This is a genomic window from Pseudomonas ovata (genome assembly GCF_003131185.1).
GTDB classification, from domain to species: domain Bacteria; phylum Pseudomonadota; class Gammaproteobacteria; order Pseudomonadales; family Pseudomonadaceae; genus Aquipseudomonas; species Aquipseudomonas ovata.
Genome location: NZ_QFFU01000014.1, coordinates 67,959 through 93,728, shown reverse-complemented (window position 1 = coordinate 93,728; position 25,770 = coordinate 67,959). Strand labels below are relative to the sequence as shown.

18 protein-coding genes, 1 tRNA gene and 2 pseudogenes are annotated in these 25,770 nt (G+C 61.9%); 16 read left to right on the top strand and 5 right to left on the bottom strand.

What is annotated here, in order from left to right:
- Positions 1 to 31: 31 nt before the first annotated feature.
- Positions 32 to 550 carry a 2-amino-4-hydroxy-6-hydroxymethyldihydropteridine diphosphokinase gene (gene folK, locus DGA31_RS18550; protein WP_109513546.1) on the bottom strand — a complete coding sequence of 173 codons (519 nt, stop codon included), beginning with the start codon at positions 548 to 550 and terminating at the stop codon, positions 32 to 34.
- Positions 541 to 894, bottom strand: a complete 354-nt coding sequence (gene folB, locus DGA31_RS18545) for a dihydroneopterin aldolase (protein ID WP_056841451.1) — start codon at positions 892 to 894, stop codon at positions 541 to 543. The genes folK and folB overlap by 10 nt, the downstream gene beginning before the upstream one ends.
- Positions 895 to 969: 75 nt before the next feature.
- Here folB and plsY point away from each other — a divergent pair, with 75 nt between their 5' ends.
- Positions 970 to 1,539, top strand: coding sequence for a glycerol-3-phosphate 1-O-acyltransferase PlsY (gene plsY / locus DGA31_RS18540; protein ID WP_161959205.1), 570 nt, complete (start codon positions 970 to 972; stop codon positions 1,537 to 1,539).
- A gap of 45 nt (positions 1,540 to 1,584) precedes the next feature.
- On the opposite strand, the gene tsaD is transcribed toward plsY, so the two are convergent.
- On the bottom strand, positions 1,585 to 2,610 hold the full coding sequence (gene tsaD, locus DGA31_RS18535; RefSeq protein WP_056841527.1) for a tRNA (adenosine(37)-N6)-threonylcarbamoyltransferase complex transferase subunit TsaD: 1,026 nt from the start codon (positions 2,608 to 2,610) through the stop codon (positions 1,585 to 1,587).
- A gap of 199 nt (positions 2,611 to 2,809) precedes the next feature.
- Between tsaD and rpsU the strand changes: the two genes are divergently transcribed.
- From rpsU to DGA31_RS18505, 6 genes and pseudogenes are all read left to right on the top strand, one after another.
- The gene (rpsU, locus tag DGA31_RS18530; protein WP_002551877.1) at positions 2,810 to 3,025 is read left to right on the top strand and encodes a 30S ribosomal protein S21; all 216 of its coding nucleotides are present in this window, start codon (positions 2,810 to 2,812) and stop codon (positions 3,023 to 3,025) included.
- 397 nt (positions 3,026 to 3,422) lie between these two features.
- Positions 3,423 to 5,396, top strand: a complete 1,974-nt coding sequence (dnaG, locus tag DGA31_RS18525; RefSeq protein ID WP_109513544.1) for a DNA primase — start codon at positions 3,423 to 3,425, stop codon at positions 5,394 to 5,396.
- A 67-nt stretch (positions 5,397 to 5,463) separates the two neighbouring features.
- On the top strand, positions 5,464 to 7,305 hold the full coding sequence (gene rpoD, locus DGA31_RS18520) for an RNA polymerase sigma factor RpoD (RefSeq protein WP_056841449.1): 1,842 nt from the start codon (positions 5,464 to 5,466) through the stop codon (positions 7,303 to 7,305).
- 263 nt (positions 7,306 to 7,568) lie between these two features.
- Positions 7,569 to 9,305, top strand: a pseudogene (locus DGA31_RS18515) (putative bifunctional diguanylate cyclase/phosphodiesterase); the annotation flags it as partial.
- A 16-nt stretch (positions 9,306 to 9,321) separates the two neighbouring features.
- Positions 9,322 to 9,398, top strand: a tRNA-Ile gene (locus DGA31_RS18510).
- A 501-nt stretch (positions 9,399 to 9,899) separates the two neighbouring features.
- A pseudogene (locus tag DGA31_RS18505) lies at positions 9,900 to 11,024 on the top strand (Fic family protein).
- 470 nt (positions 11,025 to 11,494) lie between these two features.
- On the opposite strand, the gene DGA31_RS18500 reads toward DGA31_RS18505, so the two are convergent.
- Entirely contained in the window at positions 11,495 to 11,713 is a 219-nt protein-coding gene (locus tag DGA31_RS18500) for a helix-turn-helix domain-containing protein (RefSeq protein WP_330219674.1), read from the bottom strand.
- Positions 11,714 to 12,700: 987 nt separating this feature from the next.
- Between DGA31_RS18500 and DGA31_RS18495 the strand changes: the two genes are divergently transcribed.
- Positions 12,701 to 14,083: an MFS transporter gene (locus tag DGA31_RS18495; RefSeq protein WP_109513542.1), complete on the top strand. Its 1,383-nt coding sequence runs from the start codon at positions 12,701 to 12,703 to the stop codon at positions 14,081 to 14,083.
- A gap of 11 nt (positions 14,084 to 14,094) precedes the next feature.
- Here DGA31_RS18495 and DGA31_RS18490 read toward each other — a convergent pair whose 3' ends face one another.
- On the bottom strand, positions 14,095 to 14,700 hold the full coding sequence (locus DGA31_RS18490) for a GntR family transcriptional regulator (RefSeq protein ID WP_056841443.1): 606 nt from the start codon (positions 14,698 to 14,700) through the stop codon (positions 14,095 to 14,097).
- A gap of 322 nt (positions 14,701 to 15,022) precedes the next feature.
- Between DGA31_RS18490 and DGA31_RS18485 the strand changes: the two genes are divergently transcribed.
- The 8 genes from DGA31_RS18485 to DGA31_RS18450 all read left to right on the top strand — a co-directional run bounded on the left by DGA31_RS18485 (position 15,023) and on the right by DGA31_RS18450 (position 25,764).
- The gene (locus DGA31_RS18485) at positions 15,023 to 16,258 is read left to right on the top strand and encodes an NRAMP family divalent metal transporter (protein ID WP_109513541.1); all 1,236 of its coding nucleotides are present in this window, start codon (positions 15,023 to 15,025) and stop codon (positions 16,256 to 16,258) included.
- Between the two features lie 123 nt (positions 16,259 to 16,381).
- Positions 16,382 to 17,188, top strand: coding sequence for a putative hydro-lyase (locus tag DGA31_RS18480; protein ID WP_109513540.1), 807 nt, complete (start codon positions 16,382 to 16,384; stop codon positions 17,186 to 17,188).
- A gap of 108 nt (positions 17,189 to 17,296) precedes the next feature.
- Positions 17,297 to 17,842, top strand: coding sequence for a hypothetical protein (locus DGA31_RS18475; RefSeq protein WP_109513539.1), 546 nt, complete (start codon positions 17,297 to 17,299; stop codon positions 17,840 to 17,842).
- A gap of 569 nt (positions 17,843 to 18,411) precedes the next feature.
- The gene (locus DGA31_RS18470) at positions 18,412 to 22,560 is read left to right on the top strand and encodes a CheR family methyltransferase (RefSeq protein ID WP_109513538.1); all 4,149 of its coding nucleotides are present in this window, start codon (positions 18,412 to 18,414) and stop codon (positions 22,558 to 22,560) included.
- 369 nt (positions 22,561 to 22,929) lie between these two features.
- Positions 22,930 to 23,106: a con-10 family general stress protein gene (locus DGA31_RS18465; RefSeq protein WP_109513537.1), complete on the top strand. Its 177-nt coding sequence runs from the start codon at positions 22,930 to 22,932 to the stop codon at positions 23,104 to 23,106.
- Between the two features lie 234 nt (positions 23,107 to 23,340).
- Positions 23,341 to 23,685 carry a con-10 family general stress protein gene (locus DGA31_RS18460; RefSeq protein WP_109513536.1) on the top strand — a complete coding sequence of 115 codons (345 nt, stop codon included), beginning with the start codon at positions 23,341 to 23,343 and terminating at the stop codon, positions 23,683 to 23,685.
- Positions 23,686 to 23,750: 65 nt separating this feature from the next.
- A complete protein-coding gene (locus tag DGA31_RS18455; RefSeq protein ID WP_109513535.1) occupies positions 23,751 to 23,990 on the top strand; it encodes a DUF2934 domain-containing protein in 240 nt (79 codons plus the stop codon).
- 673 nt (positions 23,991 to 24,663) lie between these two features.
- Positions 24,664 to 25,764, top strand: coding sequence for an alkene reductase (locus DGA31_RS18450; protein ID WP_109513534.1), 1,101 nt, complete (start codon positions 24,664 to 24,666; stop codon positions 25,762 to 25,764).
- Positions 25,765 to 25,770: the final 6 nt, after the last annotated feature.

Genomic DNA, 25,770 nt, shown 5'->3' with positions numbered 1-25,770 from the left:
GCTACGCAGCCGGTCGCGGGCAAGCGCGCTCCTACAACAACCCTGGCGGGGTCAGGTCCTGGCCGCGCCACTGGAATGCCACTGGCCACAGTTGCTGGTCGATCTGCGCATGGGCCCACAGGTCGGCAAACGACTCGCCCACGCCTGGGTGCAGGCACTCTGGCGCAATCAGCGCCAGAGGCCGCAACACAAAGGCATTCCTGAGAATTTCAGCACGCGGCAGCACCAGGCCATCGAAGGTGCCCACCTGCTCGCCGTACAGCAGCACATCGATGTCCAGCGGCAGACCCTTGCGATCCGGCGCATAGCGGCCGTTGTCGGCCTCGATGAACTTCAAGCGTCGGTCCAGCGCCATCAATGGCAGGTCGGTCAGGGCCGAGACCACCAGATTGAAGAACGGACCACTCTTGATCCCCACCGGGTGGCTTTCGAATACCGGCGAGCAGTGCAGGTCGAGTAACAAACCATCGAGTGCTTCAAGCCCTGCCTGCAGGTGCTTTTCGCGATCGATATTGCTGCCCAGCCCCAGGAAAATCCGGGTTAGCGACATCCGCGCTCGATCTCCACACCCACGCCCTTGGCGGCAGCGACTGCGCCGGGCTTGGTCAGTTTGATATGCAGCCAGGGGATATGGAATTCCTGCATCAGCACCTCGGCCAGTCGCTCGGCAAAGGTTTCCACCAACTGGAACTGCGTTTGCGCCGCAAAGGCCTGGATGCGCTCGCTGACACTGGCGTAATCGAGCGCCTTGCCCAGGTCGTCACCGGCCGCCGCCGGCCGGTTATCCCAGGCAAAACTCAGGTCCAGGCGCAGGCACTGGCGAATGCCACGCTCCCAGTCATAGGCGCCGATCACCGTCTCGACTTCCAGCCCCTCGATGAACACTCTGTCCAAGCACTACTCTCCACTGCACGACAAGGGCGCGATGCGCCGTTAGAATCAAAAGCATCCTAGCCCGGAATGGTCAGCATGTTTTGGTTACTGGTGATCTTCGCCTACCTGCTCGGTTCACTGTCCTTTGCCATCTTGCTCAGCCAGTTCACCGGCACCCCTGACCCACGTCACAGTGGCTCGGGCAATGCCGGCGCCACCAATATGCTGCGCCTGGCCGGCAAGAAACTCGCCATCCTGACGCTGCTGGGCGACCTTTGCAAAGGCCTGGTGCCGGTCCTGGTGGCCAACGCCTATGGCCTTGGCCACCAGGACCAGGCCTGGATCGGCGTCAGCGCCGTGATCGGCCACATGCTGCCGCTGTACTTCAAGTTTCGCGGTGGCAAGGGCGTGGCCACGGCTGCCGGCATGCTACTGGGCCTGTACCCTCCTGCAGCCGCCCTGGCCATTGCCATCTGGGCACTGACTGCCTATCTGACCCGCACCAGCTCACTGGCCGCCCTGATTGCCACCCCGCTGACCCTGCCATTGCTGGCCTGGCAGGAGCCCCGGGCATTGCTGCCGGTGAGTATCCTGACCCTGCTGATCGTCTGGCGTCATCGCAGCAACCTGCGTAACCTGCTATCCGGGCGCGAGCGGCACTTCTGAAGAAGATACCCACCTGTTAGCAGCCATTCGCACCATGATCAGCGCTTAAATGGCCGGCAACTGCTCCATCGGCCAACGCGCCTGAACACTGATGGCCAACCCTTCTTTCTGCCCTGCCAGCAGCCGCTGGCAGCCGGCGTAGGCAATCATCGCCCCGTTGTCGGTGCAGAATTCGGGGCGGGCGTAATACACCTGACCCTGTAACTGCCCCAGCATGGCCTCAAGCGACACACGCAACGCCTTGTTGGCACTCACGCCACCGGCGATCACCAGGCTGTTGAGGCCGGCCTGCTTGAGGGCGCGCTTGCATTTGATGGTCAGAGTCTCCACCACGGCATGCTGGAAGGCCAGCGCGATGTCGCAACGGGTTTGCTCGCTGTCGTCGCCAGACGCCTGGCACTGCTGCCAGGCATTGAGCGCTGCAGTCTTGAGGCCGCTGAAACTGAAATCCAGGCCTGGTCGATCCGTCATCGGTTTGGGGAACACAAAGCGTCCCGGCACTCCGTCGACCGCCAGTCGGGAAATCTCCGGACCGCCGGGGTAGCGCAGGCCCATCATCTTGGCGGTCTTGTCGAACGCTTCACCGGCCGCATCGTCCAGGGTCTCGCCCAGCACTTCGTACTGGCCGATGCCATCGACGCGCACCAGTTGGGTATGGCCGCCGGACACCAACAAAGCGACGAACGGAAATTCGGGCGGTTGCGCCTCCAGCATGGGGGCCAGCAAATGCCCTTCCATGTGGTGCACGCCCAGCGCCGGGATGTCCCAGGCAAAGGCCAGCGCCTGGGCGCAGGAAGCCCCGACCAGCAAGGCCCCGACCAGGCCGGGGCCGGCTGTGTACGCGATGGCATCGATGTCGGTGGCGACCCGGTCGGCCTCGGCCAGCGCCTGGCGAATCAACGGCAGCATGCGCTTGACGTGATCGCGCGAAGCCAGCTCGGGCACCACACCGCCATACGCGCGGTGCAGGTCGATCTGACTGAACAGCGCATCGGCCAGAAGGCCGTCTTCACTGTCGTAAAGCGCAACGCCGGTTTCGTCGCAGGAAGTTTCCAGTCCCAGTACTAGCATAGGGTGCGCCTTTGTCAGGGGGGCGGATTCGAAGGCGCGCATCATAGTCGCCGCTCATGACGCCGGCCAACCCTTTTCGATCAGAGGCTTTGCATTCCGCTTCGCGAAGGGGTAACATCCGCAACCCTTAAAAACCGACGTATTTCAGTGCGTTTTTGCACGAAACGTTGACCCCGGTAATGAATGAAGGTAGCTCTGGATGCCAGCCGTCAAAGTTAAAGAGAACGAACCCTTCGACGTAGCTCTGCGTCGTTTCAAGCGCTCCTGCGAAAAAGCCGGTGTTCTGGCTGAGGTTCGTAGCCGCGAATTCTATGAAAAACCAACTTCTGAGCGTAAGCGCAAAGCAGCAGCTGCTGTGAAGCGTCACGCCAAGAAAGTTCAGCGCGAACAGCGCCGCGCCGTTCGTCTGTACTGATTACAGACTGACGTCGCAAGCGAATGCCTTGCCCGGCCCAAAGCCGGGCTGTCGGCATTTGCAGTTCACGCTACACGCTGCATGCTTCATTGACAGAGACTGCCCAAAGCGCTTGCTCGCCCAGGGCGCTCCGTCAACACAACCCCGCCTGTTTCACGGGCCACATTATTCGCCTCCCCCCAGAGCGCGGATCAGCGTGCATGAAAGACCTGCCTTGACCCTTTCAACCGAAATTCAAGCAGGACACCGCCGCGCAACCGGTTTGCCGACGACATTGCACCACTCATGCTGCACACCCTTGCGTTGCCAGGCCCTAACGGACCCTGGACAGACAGACGCCACGGATGCACGACAATGACCCATACTGACTCATCGCATTGCGCCTGACGAGAACGCCATGGCCGGGCTGATCCCCCAGAGTTTCATTGACGACCTGCTGAACCGCACCGACATCGTCGATGTGGTGAGCTCGCGCGTGCAACTCAAGAAAGCCGGCAAGAACCACGTCGCCTGCTGCCCGTTCCACAAGGAGAAGACCCCGTCGTTCAGCGTCAGCCCCGACAAGCAGTTCTACTACTGCTTCGGTTGTGGTGCCGGCGGCAACGCCCTGGGCTTCATCATGGACCACGACAACCTGGATTTCCCCCAGGCGGTCGAGGAACTGGCCAAGGCCGCCGGCATGGAAGTGCCGCGCGAGCAAGGCGGACGCGGCCAGAAGGCCCGCCAGCCCACCGATTCGCCGCTGTATCCACTGCTGGAGGCAGCCGCCGAATTCTATCGTCAGGCGCTCAAGAACCACCCGGCGCGCAAGGCCGCCGTGGACTACCTCAAGGGCCGCGGCCTGTCCGGCGAAATCGCCCGCGACTTCGGCCTGGGCTTTGCCCCGCCGGGCTGGGACAACCTGTACAAGCACCTGAGCAGCGATACCCTGCAGCAAAAGGTGATGATCGACGCCGGCCTGCTGATCGAGAACACCGAGACCGGCAAGCGCTATGACCGCTTCCGCGACCGGGTGATGTTCCCGATCCGCGACAGCCGTGGCCGGGTGATTGCCTTTGGCGGACGGGTACTGGGCGACGACAAGCCCAAGTACCTGAACTCGCCTGAAACACCGGTGTTCCACAAGGGCCAGGAGCTGTACGGCCTGTTCGAGGCGCGCAAATTCAATCGCAACCTTGACGAGATCATCGTTGTCGAAGGCTACATGGACGTCATTGCCCTGGCCCAGCAAGGCCTGCGCAATGCCGTTGCCACCCTGGGCACGGCCACCAGCGAAGAACACCTCAAGCGGCTGTTTCGCGTGGTGCCCAGCGTGTTGTTCTGTTTTGACGGCGACCAGGCCGGCCGTAATGCCGCCTGGCGCGCCCTGGAAGCGACCTTGTCGAGCCTGCAGGACGGACGCCGTGCGCGCTTTCTGTTCCTGCCCGAAGGCGAAGACCCGGACACGCTGGTGCGCTCGGAAGGCACCGATGCCTTCAAGGCGCGCATCAACCAGCATGCCCAGCCGCTGGCCGATTACTTTTTTGAACAGTTATCCCTTGAGGCCGACCCGCGCTCACTGGAAGGCAAGGCCCACCTGGCCACACTGGCAGCGCCCCTGATCGAAAAGGTCCCCGGCGCCAACCTGCGGACCCTGATGCGCCAGCGCCTGAGCGAGATCACCGGCCTGAGTGGCGAGGCCATGAGCCAGCTGGCGCAAAGCGCGCCGGCACCGGCCAGCCAGGGCGGCCATGCCGACTATGACAGCATGCCCGACTTTGCCGACTATCCGCCGCCGGCCGGCGATTATCAGGGCTTCGACGAGCCGCCACAGTGGACGCCGCCGAAAAGCGGTGGCCCGGCCGGCCGTCAGGGCAAGCAACAATGGGACAAGAAGCCGTGGGACAAGAAGGGCCCGCGTCGCGACTTCGAACCCCGGCAGCCGCGTACGCCGGTGTCCGTCGAGCAACCGATGCAGACCGCGCTGCGGACCCTGCTGCATCACCCGGAGCTGGCTGAAAAGGTCGACAATGCCAGCCAGTTTGCCGATGAAGAGAACCTGCCGACCCAGCTTCTGGTGGCCTTGATCGAAGCCCGGCAAAAGAATCCGGGGTTGCGGTCGTTACAGTTGATAGCGCGCTGGCATGGCACCGAACAGGGCCGCTTGCTCAGGGCGCTGGCCGAAAAGGAATGGCTGATCGAAGCCGGCAACCTTGAACAACAGTTTTTCGACACTATAACTAGGTTAACCGCCCGCCAACGCGAGCGAAGCCTCGACCGTTTGATTACCAAAGAAAAGCAGACAGGGCTGACTGCAGACGAAAAAAACCAGCTCTTAAGCTTGCTCTGCCGTAAACAGCAGACACAAAACCCGACCTCAACTGGCGCGTGAGGTCCTAGCTCGGGTATAATCCTCGGCTTGTTTTTTGCCCGCCAAGACCTTCAGTGGATAGGGTGTTATGTCCGGAAAAGCGCAACAGCAGTCTCGTATCAAAGAGTTGATCACCCTGGGTCGTGAGCAGAAGTATCTGACTTACGCAGAGGTCAACGACCATTTGCCTGAGGATATTTCAGATCCCGAGCAGGTGGAAGACATCATCCGCATGATCAACGACATGGGGATCCCGGTCCACGAGAGTGCTCCGGATGCAGACGCCCTGATGTTGGCCGACACCGACACCGACGAGGCCGCCGCTGAAGAAGCGGCCGCAGCGTTGGCGGCGGTCGAAACCGACATCGGTCGTACCACCGATCCGGTGCGCATGTACATGCGTGAAATGGGTACGGTCGAACTTCTGACCCGTGAAGGCGAAATCGAAATCGCCAAGCGTATCGAAGAGGGCATCCGCGAAGTGATGGGGGCGATCTCCCACTTCCCCGGCACCGTCGACTACATCCTGTCCGAATACAACCGTGTGGTCACCGAAGGCGGCCGTCTGTCGGACGTCCTCAGCGGCTATATCGACCCGGACGACGGCATCGCGCCGCCGGCTGAAGTCCCTCCGCCGATCGACGAGAAAGTGGCCAAGGCCGCCGGTGACGACGACGAGGAAGAGGCCGACAGCACCGACGACGAAGACGAAGTCGAAAGCGGTCCGGACCCGGTCCTGGCCCAGCAGCGCTTTGGGGCGGTGGCCGATCAACTGGCAATCACCCTCAAGGCCCTGAAAAAAGGTCGCAACGACAAGGACGCCATCGCCCAGATGCAGGCCTTGGGCGACCTGTTCATGCCGATCAAGCTGGTGCCCAAGCAGTTCGAAGTGCTGGTCGAGCGCGTTCGTGGCGCCCTGGAGCGCCTGCGTGCCCAGGAACGCGCCATCATGCAGCTGTGTGTGCGTGATGCCCGCATGCCGCGTGCCGAGTTCCTGCGCCAGTTCCCGGGCAACGAAGTCGACCTGAGCTGGACCGACTCGCTGGCCAAGGGCAAGAGCAAGCACGCCGAAGCCATCGTGCGCTTCCAGCCTGACATTCAGCGTTGCCAGCAGAAGCTGCGCGACCTGGAAGAAGAATCCGGTCTGACCGTCGCTGAAATCAAGGACATCAACCGTCGCATGTCCATCGGCGAGGCCAAGGCCCGCCGCGCCAAGAAGGAAATGGTCGAGGCCAACCTGCGTCTGGTGATCTCCATCGCCAAGAAGTACACCAACCGCGGCCTGCAATTTCTCGACCTCATCCAGGAAGGCAACATCGGCCTGATGAAGGCGGTGGACAAGTTCGAATACCGCCGTGGCTACAAGTTCTCGACCTACGCCACCTGGTGGATCCGTCAGGCCATCACCCGGTCGATTGCCGACCAGGCGCGCACCATCCGTATTCCGGTGCACATGATCGAGACGATCAACAAGCTCAACCGTATTTCCCGGCAGATGCTGCAGGAAATGGGTCGCGAACCGACCCCGGAAGAGCTGGGCGAGCGCATGGAAATGCCTGAGGACAAGATCCGCAAGGTACTGAAGATCGCCAAAGAGCCGATCTCCATGGAAACCCCGATCGGCGACGACGAAGATTCGCACCTGGGCGACTTCATCGAGGACTCCACCATGCAGTCGCCGATTGACGTCGCGACGGTCGAGAGCCTCAAGGAAGCCACCCGCGAAGTGCTGTCGGGCCTCACCGCCCGCGAAGCCAAGGTCCTGCGCATGCGCTTCGGTATCGACATGAATACCGACCATACGCTGGAAGAAGTCGGCAAGCAGTTCGACGTGACCCGTGAGCGTATCCGTCAGATCGAAGCCAAGGCGCTGCGCAAGCTGCGTCACCCGACCCGTAGCGAGCACCTGCGCTCGTTCCTGGACGAATAAGCTTCAGCGCTTGAACACAACCCCCGGCCTGCCGGGGGTTTTGCGTTTAAGGCCCCGGCACTTTTTTTCAGCCCGTATGCCCTGCCCCGCACCTTCCAGCCGTCATTTACCCTGCACGCTCGCCGAATCTGACCTACAACTGTGTACGCAACGGGTGTAAAAAATCGCCCGCTTCGCTCCGGTTTCCTGTTGTAGCCGGCCCGCTGATGCCGCCATCAGCCCGCGCCAACATGAAAGTGAGCCCCATGCATGGATTAATGCCCGACCTCATCGATAGCCACGTCAGCGCACACAAGCGCCACTGGGCCAGCCTGGCCATCGAACACACCCATATCGGCGTGATGATCACCGACGCCCGGCAGCGCATCCATGTCATCAACCACGCCTTCAGCCACATCACCGGCTACAGCGAACAGGACGCGCTCGGCAGGACCCCGCGCCTGCTCGCCTCCGGCCAGCACGACAGCGCCTTCTACGCCGCGCTCTGGCACCGCCTCAACGCCGAAGGCCACTGGCAGGGCGAGGTCTGCAACCGGCGCAAGAACGGTGACCTGTGGCCCTGCTGGCTGACCGTCAGCGCCGTGCGCGACGGCAACGGCAAGTGCTCGCACTTCGTGGCGCTGCTTGCCGACATCTCCAGCCTCAAGCACGCCCACGCCCGCCTGGACCACCAGGCCCACCACGACCCGCTGACCGGCCTGCCCAACCGCCTGCTGTTCGAAACACGCCTGCACAAGGCACTGCAACACAGCCAGGAAACCGGCAGCCTGGGCGCCGTGCTGTTTCTCGACCTCGACCGTTTCAAACACATCAACGACAGCCTCGGCCATGCCACCGGCGACCTGCTGCTCAAGGCCATCGCCCAGCGGCTCAAGGACCACCTGCGCGACATCGACACCGTGGCGCGCCTGGGTGGCGACGAATTCGTCATTCTTTTGCCGGGCCTTGCACACCCCAGCGATGCCCACAGCATCGCGCGCAAACTGCTGGGCAGCTTCAATACGCCACTGCAGGCCGGCGAACACCGGTTGATCGTGCACACCAGCATAGGGAGCTGCCTGTTCCCCGAGGACGGCCTGGACGCCGCCACACTGATCAAGCACGCCGACGCCGCCATGTATCGCTCCAAGGCCAAGGGCCGCAACCGCATCGAAGCCTACACCTGCGACCTCGGCACCCGGCTGGGCGAACGCCTGACGCTGGAGCGCGAGTTACGCCAGGCCCTGGAGCGCAACCAGCTCAGCCTGCACTACCAGCCCGTGTTCAGCCTGCCGGAACAACGCCTGGTCGGCGCCGAAGCCCTGCTGCGCTGGCACCACCCCCGCCTCGGCGAAGTCCCGCCCGAACACTTCATCGCCCTGGCCGAAGAAAGCGGCAGCCTGCTGGCCATCGGTGACTGGGTACTGGAAAACGCCTGCCGCCAGTTGCAGCAATGGCGCCAGCACGCCCCGGCCTTCGGGCCGCTGTCGATCAACGTCACCGGCACCCAACTGCGCCAGCCACAATGGCTCGACCGCGTGCAGCAACGGCTGGCCGATTACCAACTGACACCGGGCAGCCTGCAACTGGAAATCACCGAACACTGCATCATGGGCCAGACCGAGCACACCCTGAACGTGCTCAACACGCTCAGGCAACTGGGCATCCAGTTGGCCATCGACAGCTTCGGCACCGGCTATTCCTCGTTGGGCTACCTCAAGCGCCTGCCGCTGCACGCCCTGAAGATCGACCGCGCCTTCACCCGCGGCCTGCCCGACGCGGCACACGAAACCGCCATCGTCCACGCCATCATCGCCCTGGGCCGCAGCCTGCAACTGACCGTGGTGGCCAAAGGCGTCGAAACCCTGGAACAGCAACACTGGCTGCAGGCCGCCGGCTGCCAGCACCTGCAAGGCCACCTGCTCAGCCCGGCGCTGCCGGCAAAGAAATTTGAGGAAAAGTACCTTCGTACACGCCTTTCGGATTTTTCAGATAGCACAGCCGGGCAAGCCCCGTTATAATCCGCGACCTGCAAAAGGGCCTATAGCTCAGTTGGTTAGAGCAGAGGACTCATAATCCTTTGGTCCACGGTTCGAGTCCGTGTGGGCCCACCAGATCAGAGAAAAGGCCAGCCTTCGAGCTGGCCTTTTTCTTGCGCAAGATTCGGCAAAACAGCCTTGCCCATCCCCGTGTCACAAAACCTAATGTGGGAGGCGGCTTGCCGGCGATGGCTGTGGCTGTGGCTGTGGCTGTGGCTGTGGCTGGCGCAATCTCTCCTCTCATCAAAAAATAACTTACTGATTTATTGGATATTAAATCCGTCCCACTTGTAGGCGCGAGCTCTGCCGGACCACCGCGACCGAGTGCGACGCGCTCGCAGAAATCTCGGAAACGCTGCAAATTTACGACTGCTGACGCAGCCGGTCGCGGTGGTCCGGCGCCCCGGCAAGCGCGCTCTTACACCGGTCCCATGTTGCTGCGCGACAGCGTGCCGGCTTGGCGCCGCGCCAAGGCCGGGTGGGCTCTATTAGACAGTGAGCCGAATAGCCGGCATTATTCGGCTCATCCAATGAGCCGAATAGACTGGCTAATCGGCTCACATCTGAGCAAGCGTAATGAGTTCCCCTTATTGGATCTGGCAAAACCCCGAATGGCCGCACTTCACCTGGCAAGCCGAACAACTCGCCCCTCTGCTGCGTACCTGCATCCACGCACAGGGTCGTCTGCTGGGCATGCTGGGTGCAGTAGGAAGTGACGTAGAGGTGCAGAGCAGCCTGGATGCCATGCTGCAGAACATCGTCACCTCGTCGGCTATCGAAGGTGAACAATTGAATGTCGGCTCGGTGCGCTCTTCACTGGCCCGGCGCCTGGGCATGGTTGAAGACGGCCGTGCCACACCTCGTTCCGAGGGACTGGCTCAGCTCATGATCGATGCCACCGGCCAATGCCAGTCACCGCTGGACGTGCAGCGCCTGTTCAGTTGGCATCGCTGGCTGTTTCCTGTCGACACGCTTCTATCGGCTCGTCCTGTGCGCGTCGGTGAGCTGCGTGGTGATGAACCCATGCAGGTCGTTTCTGGCCGGATCGATCAGCCAACGGTCCACTTTGAAGCGCCACCCCGCGAAAGGCTTGATCAGCAACTGACGAACTTCCTCGACTGGTTCGAGGCCGGCCGCCACGATGTCAGCCTTGATCCGTTGCTACGCGCAGGCATTGCTCACTTCTGGTTTGTCACCTTGCATCCTTTCGATGACGGCAACGGCCGCCTTACCCGAGCCATTACCGACATGGCCCTGGCACAGGGCGAGCAACAGGCAATCCGCTTCTATGCCATGTCCGCGAGCATCCTGGACGACCGCGCCGGCTATTACGACATCCTCGAAGCCTGCTAGAAAAGCAGCATGGACATCACCGCCTGGCTGCTGTGGTTCCTGAGCACATTGCTCAAGAGCTTGGAACAAGCCCTGGCGCGTATCGACAGGGTGCTGGCCAAAGCACGGTTCTGGCAGACACATCGCGATCAGACTTTATCTGCCGAACAGACCAAGGTCCTTAATCGCCTGCTGGATGGCGGCGAGCGTGGCTTTGAAGACGGCATCAGCGCCGCTCAATACCAGGCGGTCGCCAAACTATCGAAAGCCACCGCAACGCGGCATTTGAGCGATCTTTTAGAGAAGGGCTGCATTATTCGTATGGCAGGTGGCGGGCGTAGCACTCGCTATCGGATCGTGACGGGCTGAGCTGAGCTGAGCTGAGCTTCAGACAAGCGTAGGCTTGGATGTTCTAAGTAAGCACACGGCACAACAGACCGCTCGGCATAAAGCACGGTTCTGTGGGGGGCTCTGCCCGCGACTGCCGGGGTGCAAACGCAGCAGATGTGCTGGATTCACTGACCCTGTCGCGGGCAGAGCCCCCTCCCACAGGTTCAGCGTCAATCAGAAACAGGTAAATTTCATCTGAACGACCCGCTGCAACGGCGAGCGCTGCCTATGCCCCTGAATACGCGATCCATGTGGGAGGCGGCTTGCCGGCGATGGCGGCGGCACAGACCCAGTAGATACTCCGGTTTTACTGGCCCCGTGGACTTTCAGCCGAGCAAGCTTCTATCCCCTGGCAGTTCCAGCCCGGGTAAACGCAAGCCGAACAGACCGGCCAATCGGCTCATGCCCCGGCAAGCACAATAAACACCCTTACCTTACGTTTGCTCCAATCAAAGCGGACTCACCTGTCCACACTCAATCGCCGCCTCCCCCGTCGTAAGCCAAAGCGCGTACTTCCTGAACCGCTCGTGATTGGCAACCTTCAAAAAAGGCTGCAATCCCATCTCGGTAATCCCCGCCTCATACTTCTTCCAGCTACTGATGCTGATTCCTACCACCTCGCAAAACTCCCCTTGCGTGAGCCCTTCCCGTGCACGGATGGCTTTCATCTTTGCTGGCAGATCCACTCTCAGATTTCCCTGTTGACAGGTTCCAACCAAGGAACTAAATTAGTTCCAACAAAGGAACCTTACTCAAATAAGCTTTCGCCAGAGATTACCAGAACACAGCTCGCCCCCGACACGACCTCCGTGATCGCGCCTGCATGCTCTGTTCATCTCACCTGAGCGCAACCAGCATCTTTAACCCACAAACCAGCAGATCACACCATGAACACTCAAAACGACGCTCAGCCGTCAACGGGATCGGCTTGCCCAAAGAAAGCCCACGCCCCCGACCTCATCAACCAGCCAGGGATGGCAACCATGAGCGACGCCACAACCGCACTCATCTTCGACCGCTTGCCCAACCTCTCCCCTCGCCCCGAAAACGCCGCCGATCACACCGGCAAACGGCGTGGCCGCATGACCGCGATTGCCTGGTGCCGTCCAAGCCGTTCGGGCAAAGGCACGGTCTGGGTGTGCCGCTGCGATTGCGGGCTGTTCGAATATCGCCGGCCAGGCACTTGGGCCAGCAAGCCGTTTCCCGAGGACAGGTGTCGCACCTGCCTGCATACGGGGGGCCTAACGCCAGGGACACCGCACCGGTGCGTTTGCAACGGTGGGTTGATGGGCTTCGTCGTCTTGGGCTGACCGAGGCGGAAATTGTCCGGGTTCAGGCGTTAGGGACGAAAGTGGAAACCCGAGGCAAGACGGCGGCACAGATACGTGCGCAGATCTCGTAGGAGCCCGCTCTGCCGGCGACCGGCTGCGCCAGCAGTCGTAAATGTATGACGTTTCGCAGATCTTGCGAGCACTACGCACTCGGTCGCGATGGTCCGGCATTCCGGCAAGCGCGCGCTCCTTCAATCCTTTTTGCTGCGCGACAGCGTACCGCCTTGCGGCGGTGCCAAGGCCATGATTATCGGCGGCTTGACCTCAAGTCCACTTGAACCCGCACAGTGACTCATCGCCCTTTGAAACGGCCAGGAGTCGCCCATGCAAACCCCCTCATCTCGCTTGCAGAACACCCTGCTGATCGCTGCACTGGCCGGCTCGATCATGCTGGCGGCGCTGGGCATCAGTATCGCCACGGTGGCGCTGCCCAGCCTGGCCAGGGCCTTTTCGACAGACGTGCAGGCGCTGCAGTGGGTGGTGCTGTCCTACCTGCTGACGGTCACGGCGGCCATCGTGGTGGTCGCGCGCCTGGGTGATGTCTATGGCAATCACCGTGTGCTCGTCGTTGGCGTTGCGCTGTTTACCCTGGCCTCTGCCGGTTGCGCATTGGCCCCCGGCCTGGGCTGGCTGATCACGGGCCGTGTGGTGCAGGGCCTGGGGGCGGCGATTCTGATGTCGTTGCCGCTGCCCATGGCCAAGGCGTTGGTGGCCAAAGAGCGGTTGGGTGCGGCGATGGGGTTGCTTGGCACCCTGTCCGCCGTAGGAACGGCATTGGGGCCGGCGCTGGGCGGCGCGCTGGTCGGTGTGTATGGCTGGCGTTCTGTGTTCACGTTGTTGACCTTGTGTGGCGCCGGCCTGCTGGCACTGCTCCTGAGCGGCCTGTTCAAGGCCGAAAGCACCGGCCCTTCTGCCAGCCGTATCGATTGGGCGGGCAGCTTCTGGCTGTCGACGGCGCTGGCCGGCCTTGGGCTGTCTGCGGCCGGTGGGCAGCTGGGTGTGAGGGTCCAGCCCTGGATGCTGATGACGCTGGCCGCCGTGGCGCTGCTGATATTCATCCGCACCGAGCTGACCGTCGCCAACCCGCTTGTTCCCGTGGCCCTGGTGCGTGGCCGCGTGATCGCCCTTTCACTGTCGATGAACCTGCTGGTGGGAATGCTCATGATGGCCACGCTGGTGGTCGGCCCGTTTTTCCTGTCGTTCGGGCTTGGCCTGAGCGATGCTGAAACCGGCCTGGTGATGGCCGCAGGGCCGATCGCCGCAGCGCTGTCAGGCGTGCCGGCGGGGCGGGCCGTGGATCGCTTTGGCGCAGACCGGGCATTGATGGCCGGCCTGCTGCTCACCCTCGTGGGCCTGGCCGCCTTTGCCACGCTGGCGCCCCTGGCCGGTGTCCGGGGCTACGTGATGGCCTTGTTGTTGATGACCCCGGGCTTTCAACTGTTCCTGGCTGCCAACAACACCGTGGTGATGGTCCAGGCCGACCCTGAGCACCGGGGCCTGTTGGCCGGGCTGCTGGGGTTGTCGCGCAATCTCGGGCTCATTGCAGGCGCCTCGCTGCCGCCCCTGCTGTTTGCCTTTGTGCTGGGCCAGCCTGGCCTGGCCGAGAGTCCGGCACCGGTCATCGGCCACGCGTTCCGTGTAACCTTCCTGGCCGCAGCGGGCCTGGCGGTGCTGGCCCTGCTGCTTGCCGCGCTGAAGAAAGCCTGACGAAGCAGGCCTTACGCCTGACGACTGGTACTGCGCGCATAGGCGGCCAGCACCGTGCGCTCCGACTGCACCAGATATGCCTCAAGCATGGCAGCCGCGTCCTCTGCCCGGCCCTCTTCGACGCACGCGAGAATCGCAGCGTTCATGTCGAGAAACGGCAGGTGGATGAATTGCGGATCATCAAGCAAGCCAAAGGCCAGGCGCAGCTCGGCCGAGATCTGCTGGTAAAACATCACCAGCCGTGGACTGTCCGCGAGTTCGACAATGGACTTGTGGAAGATCATGTTGGCCGTGCCGACCGCTACCCAGTCCTTGGCTTCACGGGCACGCTGGCCCAGCTCGACGGCCTGGCGCATGTGCAGCGCGCCGGGGTGCTGGGGATACCCCTGGCCTATCGCCTTGCATTCGATGAAACGGCGGACCCTGTAGATGTCGATGATCGACGCCATGTCGGGCTCGATGACGGTCACGCCGCGGTTGGGTTCATGCTTGAGCAGGCCTTCGCGCGTCAGCACCCGGAACGCCTCGCGCAAGGTATTGCGCGAGATCTCCAGGCTTTCGGCCAGGGCGGCCTCCGACAAGCGCTGGCCAGGCGCGAGTTCGCCTTCGACCAGCATTCGGCGAATCTCCTGGGTGATGGTCTCGCCCAGGGTGCGGGGAGGGGGCGGCGCGTGGTCGTTCATGAAGGTTCCCGAGGGCGAAGAGGCGGCGATATTCCACCAGAGCCTGGTCCGGGGGACAAGAAAGAAGCGCAGGGTGCTTCAATAAGTAGCATCACAGGGTATCTGAGTAACAATCTGGTGCACATTAACCCATACATCAATCATCATTGTTGAACAATAAAACCATCTGGAATCAACAACCGAGCGCATTTAGCCCTATATGGCACAGTGATTGCGTTACACCCTGCAGACCCTATCCAGACGCGAGGAGTGTTCCATGCAAGTCCAGACCACCAGTGAGTTCGTCCAGTCACGCCGCTCCTCCTTAATCGGGGCCATCTTTCTGATGGCCACCTCGGCCATCGGCCCGGGCTTCATCACCCAGACCGCCACGTTCACCACCACCATGGGCGCCGCGTTCGCATTCGGCATCCTGGCGTCGATCCTGATCGACTTCGTGGTGCAACTGAATGTCTGGCGCATCGTCAGCCTGACCCGCATGCGCGCTTCCGATCTGGCCAACGCGGCCATTCCCGGCAGCGGCTACCTGCTGGCGGTGCTGGTGATCTTCGGTGGCCTGGTCTTCAACGTCGGTAACATTGCCGGGGCCGGCATGGGGCTCAACGCCTTGTTGGGGCTCGATCCGAAATGGGGCGGGGCCTTGAGCGCCCTGGCCGGCATCGGCATCTTCCTTTCGCACCGGGCCGGGCTGGCCGTCGATCGCATGATCGTGGTGCTGGGCCTGCTGATGATCGGGCTTACCGTGTTCGTCGCCTACGCTTCCAATCCGCCGCTCGGCGAGGCGTTGCGCCAGACGGTATGGCCTGACCAGATCAACTTCGCCACCATCACCACCATCGTTGGCGGCACGGTCGGCGGCTACATCACCTATGCCGGCGCCCACCGCCTGCTGGATCGCGGCCTGGTCGGCGAAGAGCATGTGAAAGAGGTCACGCGTGCAGCACTGAGCGGCATTCTGGTCACCGGCATCATGCGCTACGTCTTGTTCCTGGCGATTCTGGGCGTGGTGGCCAGCGGCGTGGTCATTGACCTGTCGGGCAAGGGCGCCAACCCGGCCGCCCAGGCGTTCCAGGCGGCGGCAGGACAATTCGGCTTGCGCGCCTTCGGCCTGATCCTGTGGGCGGCGGCCATCACCAGCGTGATCGGCGCGGCGTACACCTCAATGTCGTTCATCACCGTGTTCCGCCCGTCCCTGGACGAGCGCAGTCGCAACCGGGCCACCGTGGTGTTCATCACCCTGTCGCTGCTGATCTACCTCTCGCTCGGCACCGCCCCGGCAGCGCTGCTGGTGTTTGCCGGCGGCTTCAATGGCCTGATCCTGCCGCTCGGCCTGAGCATCTTTGTCTATGTGGGCTGGCGCCGGGCCGACCTCATGAATAACTACCACTACCCACGCTGGCTGCTGGTGCTGGGCGCCATTACCTGTGCCCTGACCTGGTACATGGCGGCCAAATCGGTCGGTCCGATCTTCGCCTTTCTCAACGTGGTCTGACTGCCAATTCTAGCTGTCTCAAGCGACGCTCACGGCCACAACCCTGCCGCGTTCGAGATGGCCTGTAAACCGCGCCTGGCACCCCAGGCGCCATGCCCTTGCAACCGCTACCGGAGATCCCTCATGAATGCTTTCGAACGCGCCCGTCAAGCGGCCATTGCTGCGGCACAGGAGGCGCGCACGGCCTACCGCGACGGTCTGGTCACGCCCACCGCCGGCATCGCGCCAGGCATGACCCAGGCCAACCTGATCGCCCTGCCGCGCGACTGGGCCTATGATTTTCTGCTTTACGCCCAACGCAACCCCAAGGCCTGCCCGATCCTCGACGTCACCGATGCCGGCAGTCCGCATACGGTGCTGGCCGAGGGCGCCGACCTGCGCACCGACATTCCCCTGTACCGCGTCTGGCGTGATGGCAAACTGGTGGAAGAAGTCACCGACGCCACCGGGGCCTGGGCCGAACACGACGACATGGTGGCTTTTCTGATTGGCTGCAGTTTCACCTTCGAGACGGCGCTGCAGGAAGCCGGCATCGAAGTGCGGCATATTGCTGATGGCAGCAACGTGCCGATGTACCGCACCAGCCGTGCCTGCCGGCCGGCCGGTCGCCTGCAAGGCGAAATGGTGGTGTCGATGCGCCCGATCCCGGCTCATCGTGTGGCCGAGGCCAGTGGTATTTCCGGACGCTACCCGTCGGTGCATGGCGCGCCCGTGCACATCGGTGAACCCGCGTTGCTGGGCATCCAGGACCTGAGCCGCCCCGACTACGGCGACGCGGTGCGCATCGAACCCGGTGAAGTGCCGGTGTTCTGGGCCTGTGGCGTGACGCCGCAAGCCGCGGTCGCCGCCTCCGGGGTGCCGTTCGCCATCACCCATGCACCCGGCTATATGTTTATCACTGATGTGCCTGACAGCACCTATCACGTCTAGGGCTCCTTTAGAGGCCTTGCATGCGCTTTCTGACGCTCAGCCTGAAAGCGCCTGTGCGCCTCAACGCTGCACCCCACCACCGAACGGCCACACAGGACTGTGAACTGCATGCCAACCCCTCGCCACGCTATCGAAAACTACATCCTGGGCAAGGATGGAAACCGCCCCGACCTCTTGCGCCAGGCGTTCACGCCTGAGGCCCGCGTGGAAATGGTTGTCCGTACGGACGCCATTTCATTCCCCGCTCACCTTGAAGACCGAGCGGCCATTGCCGAGACACTGGTGCGCCGCTTCAACCAGACGTACGAAAACATCTACACCTTCTGCGTCGGTGAGCCGCCTGTGGCAGACGCGCCGGCCCATACCTGCAAATGGTTCGTGGGCATGTCGGACAAGCAAACGGGTGAAGTGCGCGTGGGGTGCGGTGAATACCACTGGCAGTTTGATCCACAGTCAGGGCATGTGACTCACCTGACGATCCAGATCGAAACGATGCAGGTCATCCCGGCCACTGAGCTGGTGCCTGTGATGGACTGGTTGCAAGGGCTGAGCTACCCCTGGTGCCCGGCCACGCAGGCCACCAGACAAGCCCCGCCACTGCCCGCCATCGCCGCCGTCATCGAGTACCTGCAACACCCCACCCTACCCTGCTGATTGACCGGCTTTGGCATTCACCGCCAGGTAGGAGCGCGCTTGCCCGCGACCGGCTGCGTTAGCAGTCGTAAATTTGTGGCGTTTCATAGATCCCTGACGGGTTAGCAGTCGTAAATTTGTGGCGTTTCATAGATCTTGAACGCGTCCACAGTCCAGCATTTGTGGCGTTGCACAAATTTTGCGAGCGCTGCGCACTCGGTCGCGGGCAAGCGCGCTCCTACAACAGTGTCTGCGGCGTTCAAACAACAAAGACTTTATGAGCAATACACTTCAAACGAAGCGGCCACTTGTCAGAAATCTCACGGACAAAGGGAATTGTTCTCTATGTTCAAAGTTGCACTTGCGCATTGGCCATGCCGATAGATGGCACTCTGCCAAGTTAGCGGCGACTCTCACGTGTATCGGCGCGCAGGTTTTATAAGGCCCTGATTCCGGTTTATGCTCTTCGACCCGTTTGCCTTATCGCCGCCTCACGCCGTTGAGCGTCAATTCGAATGCAGGGACAGGGGGCACGTTCGAACGGCACGTGCTGCCCCCTTCTTTTGATCTTATTGTAAGGACGCAGATAGATGTCGCACCCTACGCAGCGCTCTCCGAATGTTCCCCAGCGCAGGGAACTGCAGCCCAGCGACCTGACATTTCCGATTGTAGGCATCGGCGCCTCGGCGGGCGGCTTTCATGCGATCAAGAGCTTCTTCGAGCACATGCCCCAGGACAACGGCATGGCATTCGTCATCATCCTGCACCTGTCGCCGGACCATCAGAGCATTGCCGACCGGATCATCCAGGAATCCACGCGGATGCCGGTGTTGCAGGTCACCCAGCCGGTGCCGATAGAGCGCAACAAGGTTTATGTGATCTCGCCGGCGCATCACTTGCTGATGAATGACGGCTACCTGCGCGTCTCGACCCCGGAGCCGCGTCGGGGCGGTCATGTGGCCATTGATCATTTCTTCCGTGACCTGGCCGACGTGCACAAGGAGCGGGCCTTCTGCCTGATCCTGTCCGGCACCGGGTCCGATGGCGCAGTAGGACTTTCACGCATCAAGGAACAGGGCGGCGTGACCATCGCCCAATCGCCCAACGACGCCGAATACGACAGCATGCCACGGGCCGCCATCGAGACCGGGCAGGTCGACCTGGTCATGCCGGTGGTGGAAATGCCGCAGAGGCTGCTGGAGCTCTGGAGCAATTCACAGAAAATCATCCTGCCCGTCAATGATGACCCCGAGATCCAGGCCCTGGCGCCGGCTGGCGAGCATGAGGCGGCCCAGGCCGAGCAGGCCCTGTTCGACATTCTGGTGCAACTGCGCACCGGCACCGGCCACGACTTCAAGCACTACAAGCGCGCCACCGTGCTGCGGCGTATCGAGCGGCGCATGCAGGTCACCGCGCAATCGAGCCTGGGCGCGTATTACCAGTACCTCAAGGGCCATCCGGAAGAAACCAAGGCGCTGCTGGGCGACATGCTGATCGGGGTGACCAATTTCTTTCGTGACCGCGAAGCCTTCGAGGCTCTGGAGCGTGACGTCCTTCCCGAGCTGGTCAGGATCCCGACCGCCTCGACGCAACAGCACGAGGAAATCCGCATCTGGTCGGCCGGGTGCTCCACGGGCGAAGAGGCGTATTCCCTGGCGATGCTGTTCAGTGATCAATTACAGGTCGAAGACAGCGGCGCCCGCCTGCAAGTGTTCGCCACCGACATCGACGCCCGCGCCATTGCGGTGGGCCGGGCCGGCAATTACCTGGAAGCGATCATCACCGATGTGCCGCCCTCGCGCCTGCGCCAGTATTTCATCAAGGAGAGCAATCACTACCGGATCCGCAAGGAAATCCGCGAGCGCGTGCTGTTCGCCCAGCACAGCCTGCTGAGCGACCCGCCGTTCTCGCAAATCGATCTGGTGGTGTGCCGCAACCTGATGATCTACCTCGACCGGGAAGTGCAGCGCGAAATCCTGCAGACCTTTCATTTTGCCCTGCGCCCGGGCGGCTATCTGTTTCTGGGTAGTTCTGAATCGGCCGACCTGTGCAGCGACCTGTTTGCCCCGGTCGACAAGAAAAACCGTATCTACCGGGCCCTGTCCGGCGCCTCGATTCCGCGCAAGCCGCCGACCCTGGCCCGCAACAACATCGTGCGCCAGGACTCACCAACGCGCATGGCCTCGCCCATCAGGGTCAAGCGCAAGGCATTCTCGGATATTCACCTGCGCGCCATCGGCCATGCGGCGCCGCCCAGCATCATCGTCGACGGCCAGGGCGACATCCTGCACACCAGCGAAGAAGCCGTGCGCTTTTTGCGCTATGTCAGTGGCGAGATGTCTCACAGTTTGGTCACGCTGATCGCGCCCGAGCTGCGCCTGGAAGCGCGTACGGCCTTGTTCCAGGCCAACCAGAACGGCCAGGAAGTGCACTCAAGGCCAGTCGAGATGAGCAAGGACCAGGCGCCTGTGCAAGTGCGCATGGAGATCAAGCCGTATCACGACGAGGAATCGGGAGGCACCTATTTCCTGGTGACCTTCATCGAGAGCACCGCGCAAGAATACCCGGGCGCCTTCTTCACGTTCGACTCAGCCGAAAACCACGTGATGGCCAACCTGGAGGGCGAGCTGCAACGCACCAAGCTGCAACTGCAGGAAACCATCGAGCATTCGGAGGTTTCTGCCGAGGAGCTCAAGGCCTCGAATGAGGAAATGCAGGCCATCAATGAAGAACTGCGCTCGGCCACCGAAGAGCTGGAAACCAGCAAGGAAGAGCTGCAGTCGATCAACGAAGAGCTGCTGACCGTCAACCACGAGCTCAAGACCAAGGTCGACGAGACCGACAAGATCAATGACTACCTGACCAACCTGATCGCCTCCACCGATATCGCCACGGTCTTCGTCGACCGCAGCCTGCGCATCAAGTGGTTCACCCCGGCGGCCACGGAAATCTTCAGCATGCTGGCGGTCGACACCGGCCGCTCGCTGCTGGACATCACTCATCGCCTGCACTACGACACCCTGGGCCAGGACGCCCGCGACGTGTTCGAGTCGCTGACCACCATCGAGCGCGAAGTCAGCAGCACCCATGACCGCTGGTACATTGCCCGGTTGCTGCCCTATCGCTCCAACGAAGACCATATCGACGGCACCGTGCTGACCTTCATCGACATCACCAAGCGCCGGGCCGCCGAAGAGCAACTGCGCCTGAGCGAAGAGCGCATGCGCCTGGTCGCCGAGAGCGCGCTGGACTACGCCATCATCGTGCAGGACGAAGAGGGCGTGGTCACCAGTTGGAACCGGGGTGCCGAACTGATGTTCGGGTACAGCAAGCAGGAGGCCGAAGGCCGCTACTTCGATTTTCTCTTTACCGCCGAAGACCGGGCCGCCGGCGTGCCGGAAAGCGAGTTGCAAAAGGCCCAGCGCCTGGGCCGCGCCGAAGATGAGCGCTGGCATGTGCGCAAGGACGGCAATTTGTTCTTCTGCAGCGGCGAGGTGTCGGTGCTCAGGGGCCAGAACTTCAAGGGCTATGTGAAGATGGCCCGGGACCTGACCGGGCAAAAGCAGCATCAGGAAGAACAGTTGCAACGCCTGGCCGAGACCGAGAACAACAGTCACCTCAAGGACGAGTTCTTTGCGGTCATGTCCCACGAGCTCAAGCACCCGCTGAACCTGATCCAGCTCAACGCCGAACTGCTGCGACGCCTGCCGGCCATCAAGACCACGTCCTCGGCCACCAAGGCCGTGGGCACCATTCGCGAAGCGGTGGCCAGCCAGGCGCGCATCATCGATGATCTGCTCGATGTTGCCCGGGTCAGGACCGGCAAGCTCAAGCTCAAGCGCACCCCCATCGACCTGGGCAAGGTGCTGACCGAGATCCATACGGTCATCATCAATCACAACCCGGAACACCGCATCAGCCTGGAATTGCCGGCAACGCACGAGCCGGCGCTGTTTGTCGACGCCGACCCGACCCGTCTTGAGCAGATCATCTGGAACCTGGTCAGCAACGCGGTGAAGTTCACCCCGCAATGCGGTTCGATCCGCATTGCGGCGGCACAGTCAGAGGGCTGGATCCGGCTGGAAGTCATCGACAGCGGCGCTGGCATCGCGCCCGAGCATCTGGAGAAAGTCTTCGACCTGTTCAGCCAGGCCGAGATCCAGCACACCTCGCACCAGCGCGAAGGGCTGGGCATCGGCCTGTCACTGGTGCGCCAGCTGGTCGAAGCTCACGGTGGACACACCCGCGTGCACTCTGACGGACTGGGCCAAGGTTGCACCTTCACGGTGATGCTGCCCGCCTTGGCAGATGACACCGGCCTGCCGGAGCACACACCCGATGAAGAGCCTGCCGGGCGCTTGCAAGGCGTCAAGGTGCTGCTGGTCGATGACTCGCCCGACGTACTCGAAACCCTCAGGCTGCTGCTGGAGATGGAGGAAGCTGAAGTCCAGACCTTTTCCGATCCTGTCAAAGCCCTGGAGGCGGCCCCGGCCCTCGAGGTGGACGTGTTCATTTCCGATATCGGCATGCCGGGCATGAACGGCCACGAGCTGATGCAGGCGATGCGTCACCTGCCCAATTTCAGCGACACCCCCAGCGTGGCACTGACCGGCTACGGCGCTGGCAAGGACGTGCAGAAGACCGTGCAGTCCGGCTTTACCTGCCACCTGGGCAAGCCGGTGGACATGGAAACCCTGATCGGCACCCTGGAAAAATTGCAGCCTGCCAAAGCCTCATAGGCTGACGTGTACAACGCCGGGCGCCGGCCGCATCTGCGGTCGGCGCCTTTTTTGTTCGGGGCTGCTCAACAGGGGGTATCGGACATATCAAAGCGCCTGTAACTGCCGGCCTGATACTACAGCTTCGCCTTTTTTATCAACCCTCAAAACACCTGTAATTCAACTTTAATACCCTCATTCGAGGCCATCCAAAACTTGGACGAAGCGGCAAGAAATATAAAGTTTCTGTCCAACTTTATTCACAACTAATACCGTTTATCGGTGAACTTTAAAAATCCGAAAACAATTTTCGATGGCGCTGTATCAGAGTGTATGTCCGTTACGTAAATGGACACTTACCCACTGAGCAATTGATATTGGAGAGCCATCATGACGACAACTAACAAAAACCCTGGCAACTTCGCCAACGATCGCGCCAAGGCGTCCGAAGCCGGAAGAAAAGGCGGCCAGGCCTCGGGTGGCAACTTTGCCAATGACCGTGAAAAAGCATCTGAAGCCGGCCGTAAAGGCGGTCAGAACAGCCACGGCGGCGGTCGCCAATCGTGATTGAGCCCGGTTTTTAGAGGCGGCGCTGCTGCCTCTTCTTCACGACGGCATTACCGGTAGGGCACGTTGATCCTTATTCATCCGTTGCGGCTTGGCCAGTTCCAACTCCGCTGCAAAAGCCATGACCTGAATGTCAGCAACGGCCCTTATCGATACTCCGCTTCCGGGCCACCGGAAACACAACTCGCTCCAGTACCTGTCTGCGCGCAGGTGAATGTTATGAGGACGACGGAAATGACCAATGACAAACACGGCAGCATGAGTGTCAGCGAAGCCGGCAAGAAAGGCGGCGAAGCCACCTCGGCCAGCCACGATAAAGCGTTCTACCAGGACATTGGCAGCCAGGGCGGCCAGAACAGCGGTGGTAACTTCAAGAACGACCCGCAACAGGCCGCCGAAGCCGGCAGCAAGGGCGGCCAGAACAGCGGCGGCAACTTCAAGAACGACCCGCAACGGGCTGCCGAAGCCGGCAGCAAGGGCGGCCAGAACAGCGGCGGCAACTTTGCCAATGACCCGCAGAAAGCGTCCGAGGCCGGCAGCAAGGGCGGCTCGAACAGTCATGGCGGTGCGCGCCATTAAGCAGACTGGTGCAGGGGAGTCCACCTCCCCTGCCGTTTACCGAAACAGCCAACAGGAGCATTGGCATGGATGAAGAAACCATCAGGAAAGCGGCTTATGACATCTGGGAAAAGCAGGGCAAGCCTCATGGCCAGGATTTCGAACATTGGCTGCAAGCCCGGGACTCGCTGGATAGCACTGGCAGCGATGGCCTGGCCGGTGGGGTGAGCACAGGCGTAACGCCGCCCACGACACCGCACTTGAAAACCCCGCAAGAACAATCATCAAAAGGCGCCAGACAACAGCGCGCCAGCAAGAAACGCTAAGTCCGCCTGCGGACACCCTTCTCGCCCTCATCAAACACAAATAATCCACTGACGTTACTGGCCATAGCGTTCAACGCCAGGTAGGAGCGCGCTTGCCGGGATGCCGGACCACCGCGACCGAGTGCGTAGCGCTCGCAAAATCTCCAAAACGCTGAAAATCTGCAGCTAATGACCGAAAAATTTGTGAAACGCTGCAAATTTACGACTGCTGACGCAGCCGGTCGCGGGCAAGCGCGCTCCTACACCGCCCCCTTGTGTGCTGTGTAATGATGGCTGGTTCCTCAGCCCTCCCCAGCCCTGCTCACCTCTCATCAAACACAAATAATCCACTGGCGTTACTGGCCATAACGTTCAACGCCAGGTAGGAGCGCGCTTGCCCGCGACCGAGTGCGTAGCGCTCGCAAAATCTCCAAAACGCTGAAAATCTGCAGCTAATGACCGAAAATTTTGTGAAACGCTGCAAATTTACGACTGCTGACGCAGCCGGTCGCGGGCAAGCGCGCTCCTACACCCCTGTGTGCTGTGTGATACCGGGCTGCCCCCCAAATTAGATTTTGTTCATAATCAAAACCATTGACAGTTTAGATTTTGAACATCATCCTAATTCAACGCGCTCACACCCCCTCCACCTGGCGCAGCCGTCTTTCATCCACTGGCATGGAAACACCCTCTCATGACCGACCGGAATCTGTTTACCCCCTACACCCTTGGCGCCCTGACGCTGTCCAACCGCGCGGTCCTGGCCCCGCTGACACGCAACCGGGCCGGCGCAGGCTTTGTCCCCAGCGAGTTCGCCGCCACCTATTACAGCCAGCGCGCCTCGGCCGGGCTGTTGATTGCCGAGGCCACGCAAGTGTCGCAGCAGGGCCAGGGCTATCAGGACACACCGGGCATCTACACCCAGGCACAGATCGAGGGCTGGCGCGCAGTTACCGAGGCGGTGCATGCCCAGGGCGGGCGGATTTTCCTGCAGCTGTGGCACGTGGGCCGGGTTTCGCATGTCGACCTGCAGCCCGGAGGCGCGGCCCCCGTTGCCCCCTCGGCCCTGCCGGCGGCGACCAAGGTGTTCGTCAACAACACCTTCGTGGATGCCTCGGCCCCTCGGGCGCTGGACATTGATGAGTTACCTGGCCTCGTCAACGATTTCCGCCAGGCCGCCGCCAACGCCATGGCCGCCGGGTTCGACGGTGTCGAGGTCCACGGTGCCAACGGTTACCTGCTGGAGCAGTTCATCAAGGACGGCGCCAATGTGCGCACCGACGCCTATGGCGGTTCGGTTGCAAACCGCGCCCGCCTATTGCTGGAAGTGACGGCCGCTGTCGTGGCCGAGATCGGCGCCGAGCGTACCGGCGTGCGTATCTCGCCCGTCTCGCCGGCCAACGGTATTTCCAGCCACGAGCCGCAAGCGCAATACGACTACCTCGTCGACCAGCTAAACATTCTGGGCATCGTCTATCTGCATGTGGTCGAAGGCGCGACCGGCGGCCCACGCGACGTAGCGCCTTTCGATTTCGATGCGCTGCGCCAGCGTTTCAAGGGCACCTACCTGGCCAACAACGGTTATGACCTGAACCTGGCCAACGCCCGCCTGCGCGATAACCAGGCCGACCTGGTCGCATTCGGGCGGCCGTTCATTGCCAACCCGGACCTGGTAGCACGCCTGCAAGCCGGCGCACCGCTGGCAGATTTCAACCCCGCCACCCTGTATGGCGGCGGCGCAGAGGGGTACATCGACTACCCGGCGCTGGCCCACACCGATGCCCGTCAAGGCTAAGCCGCC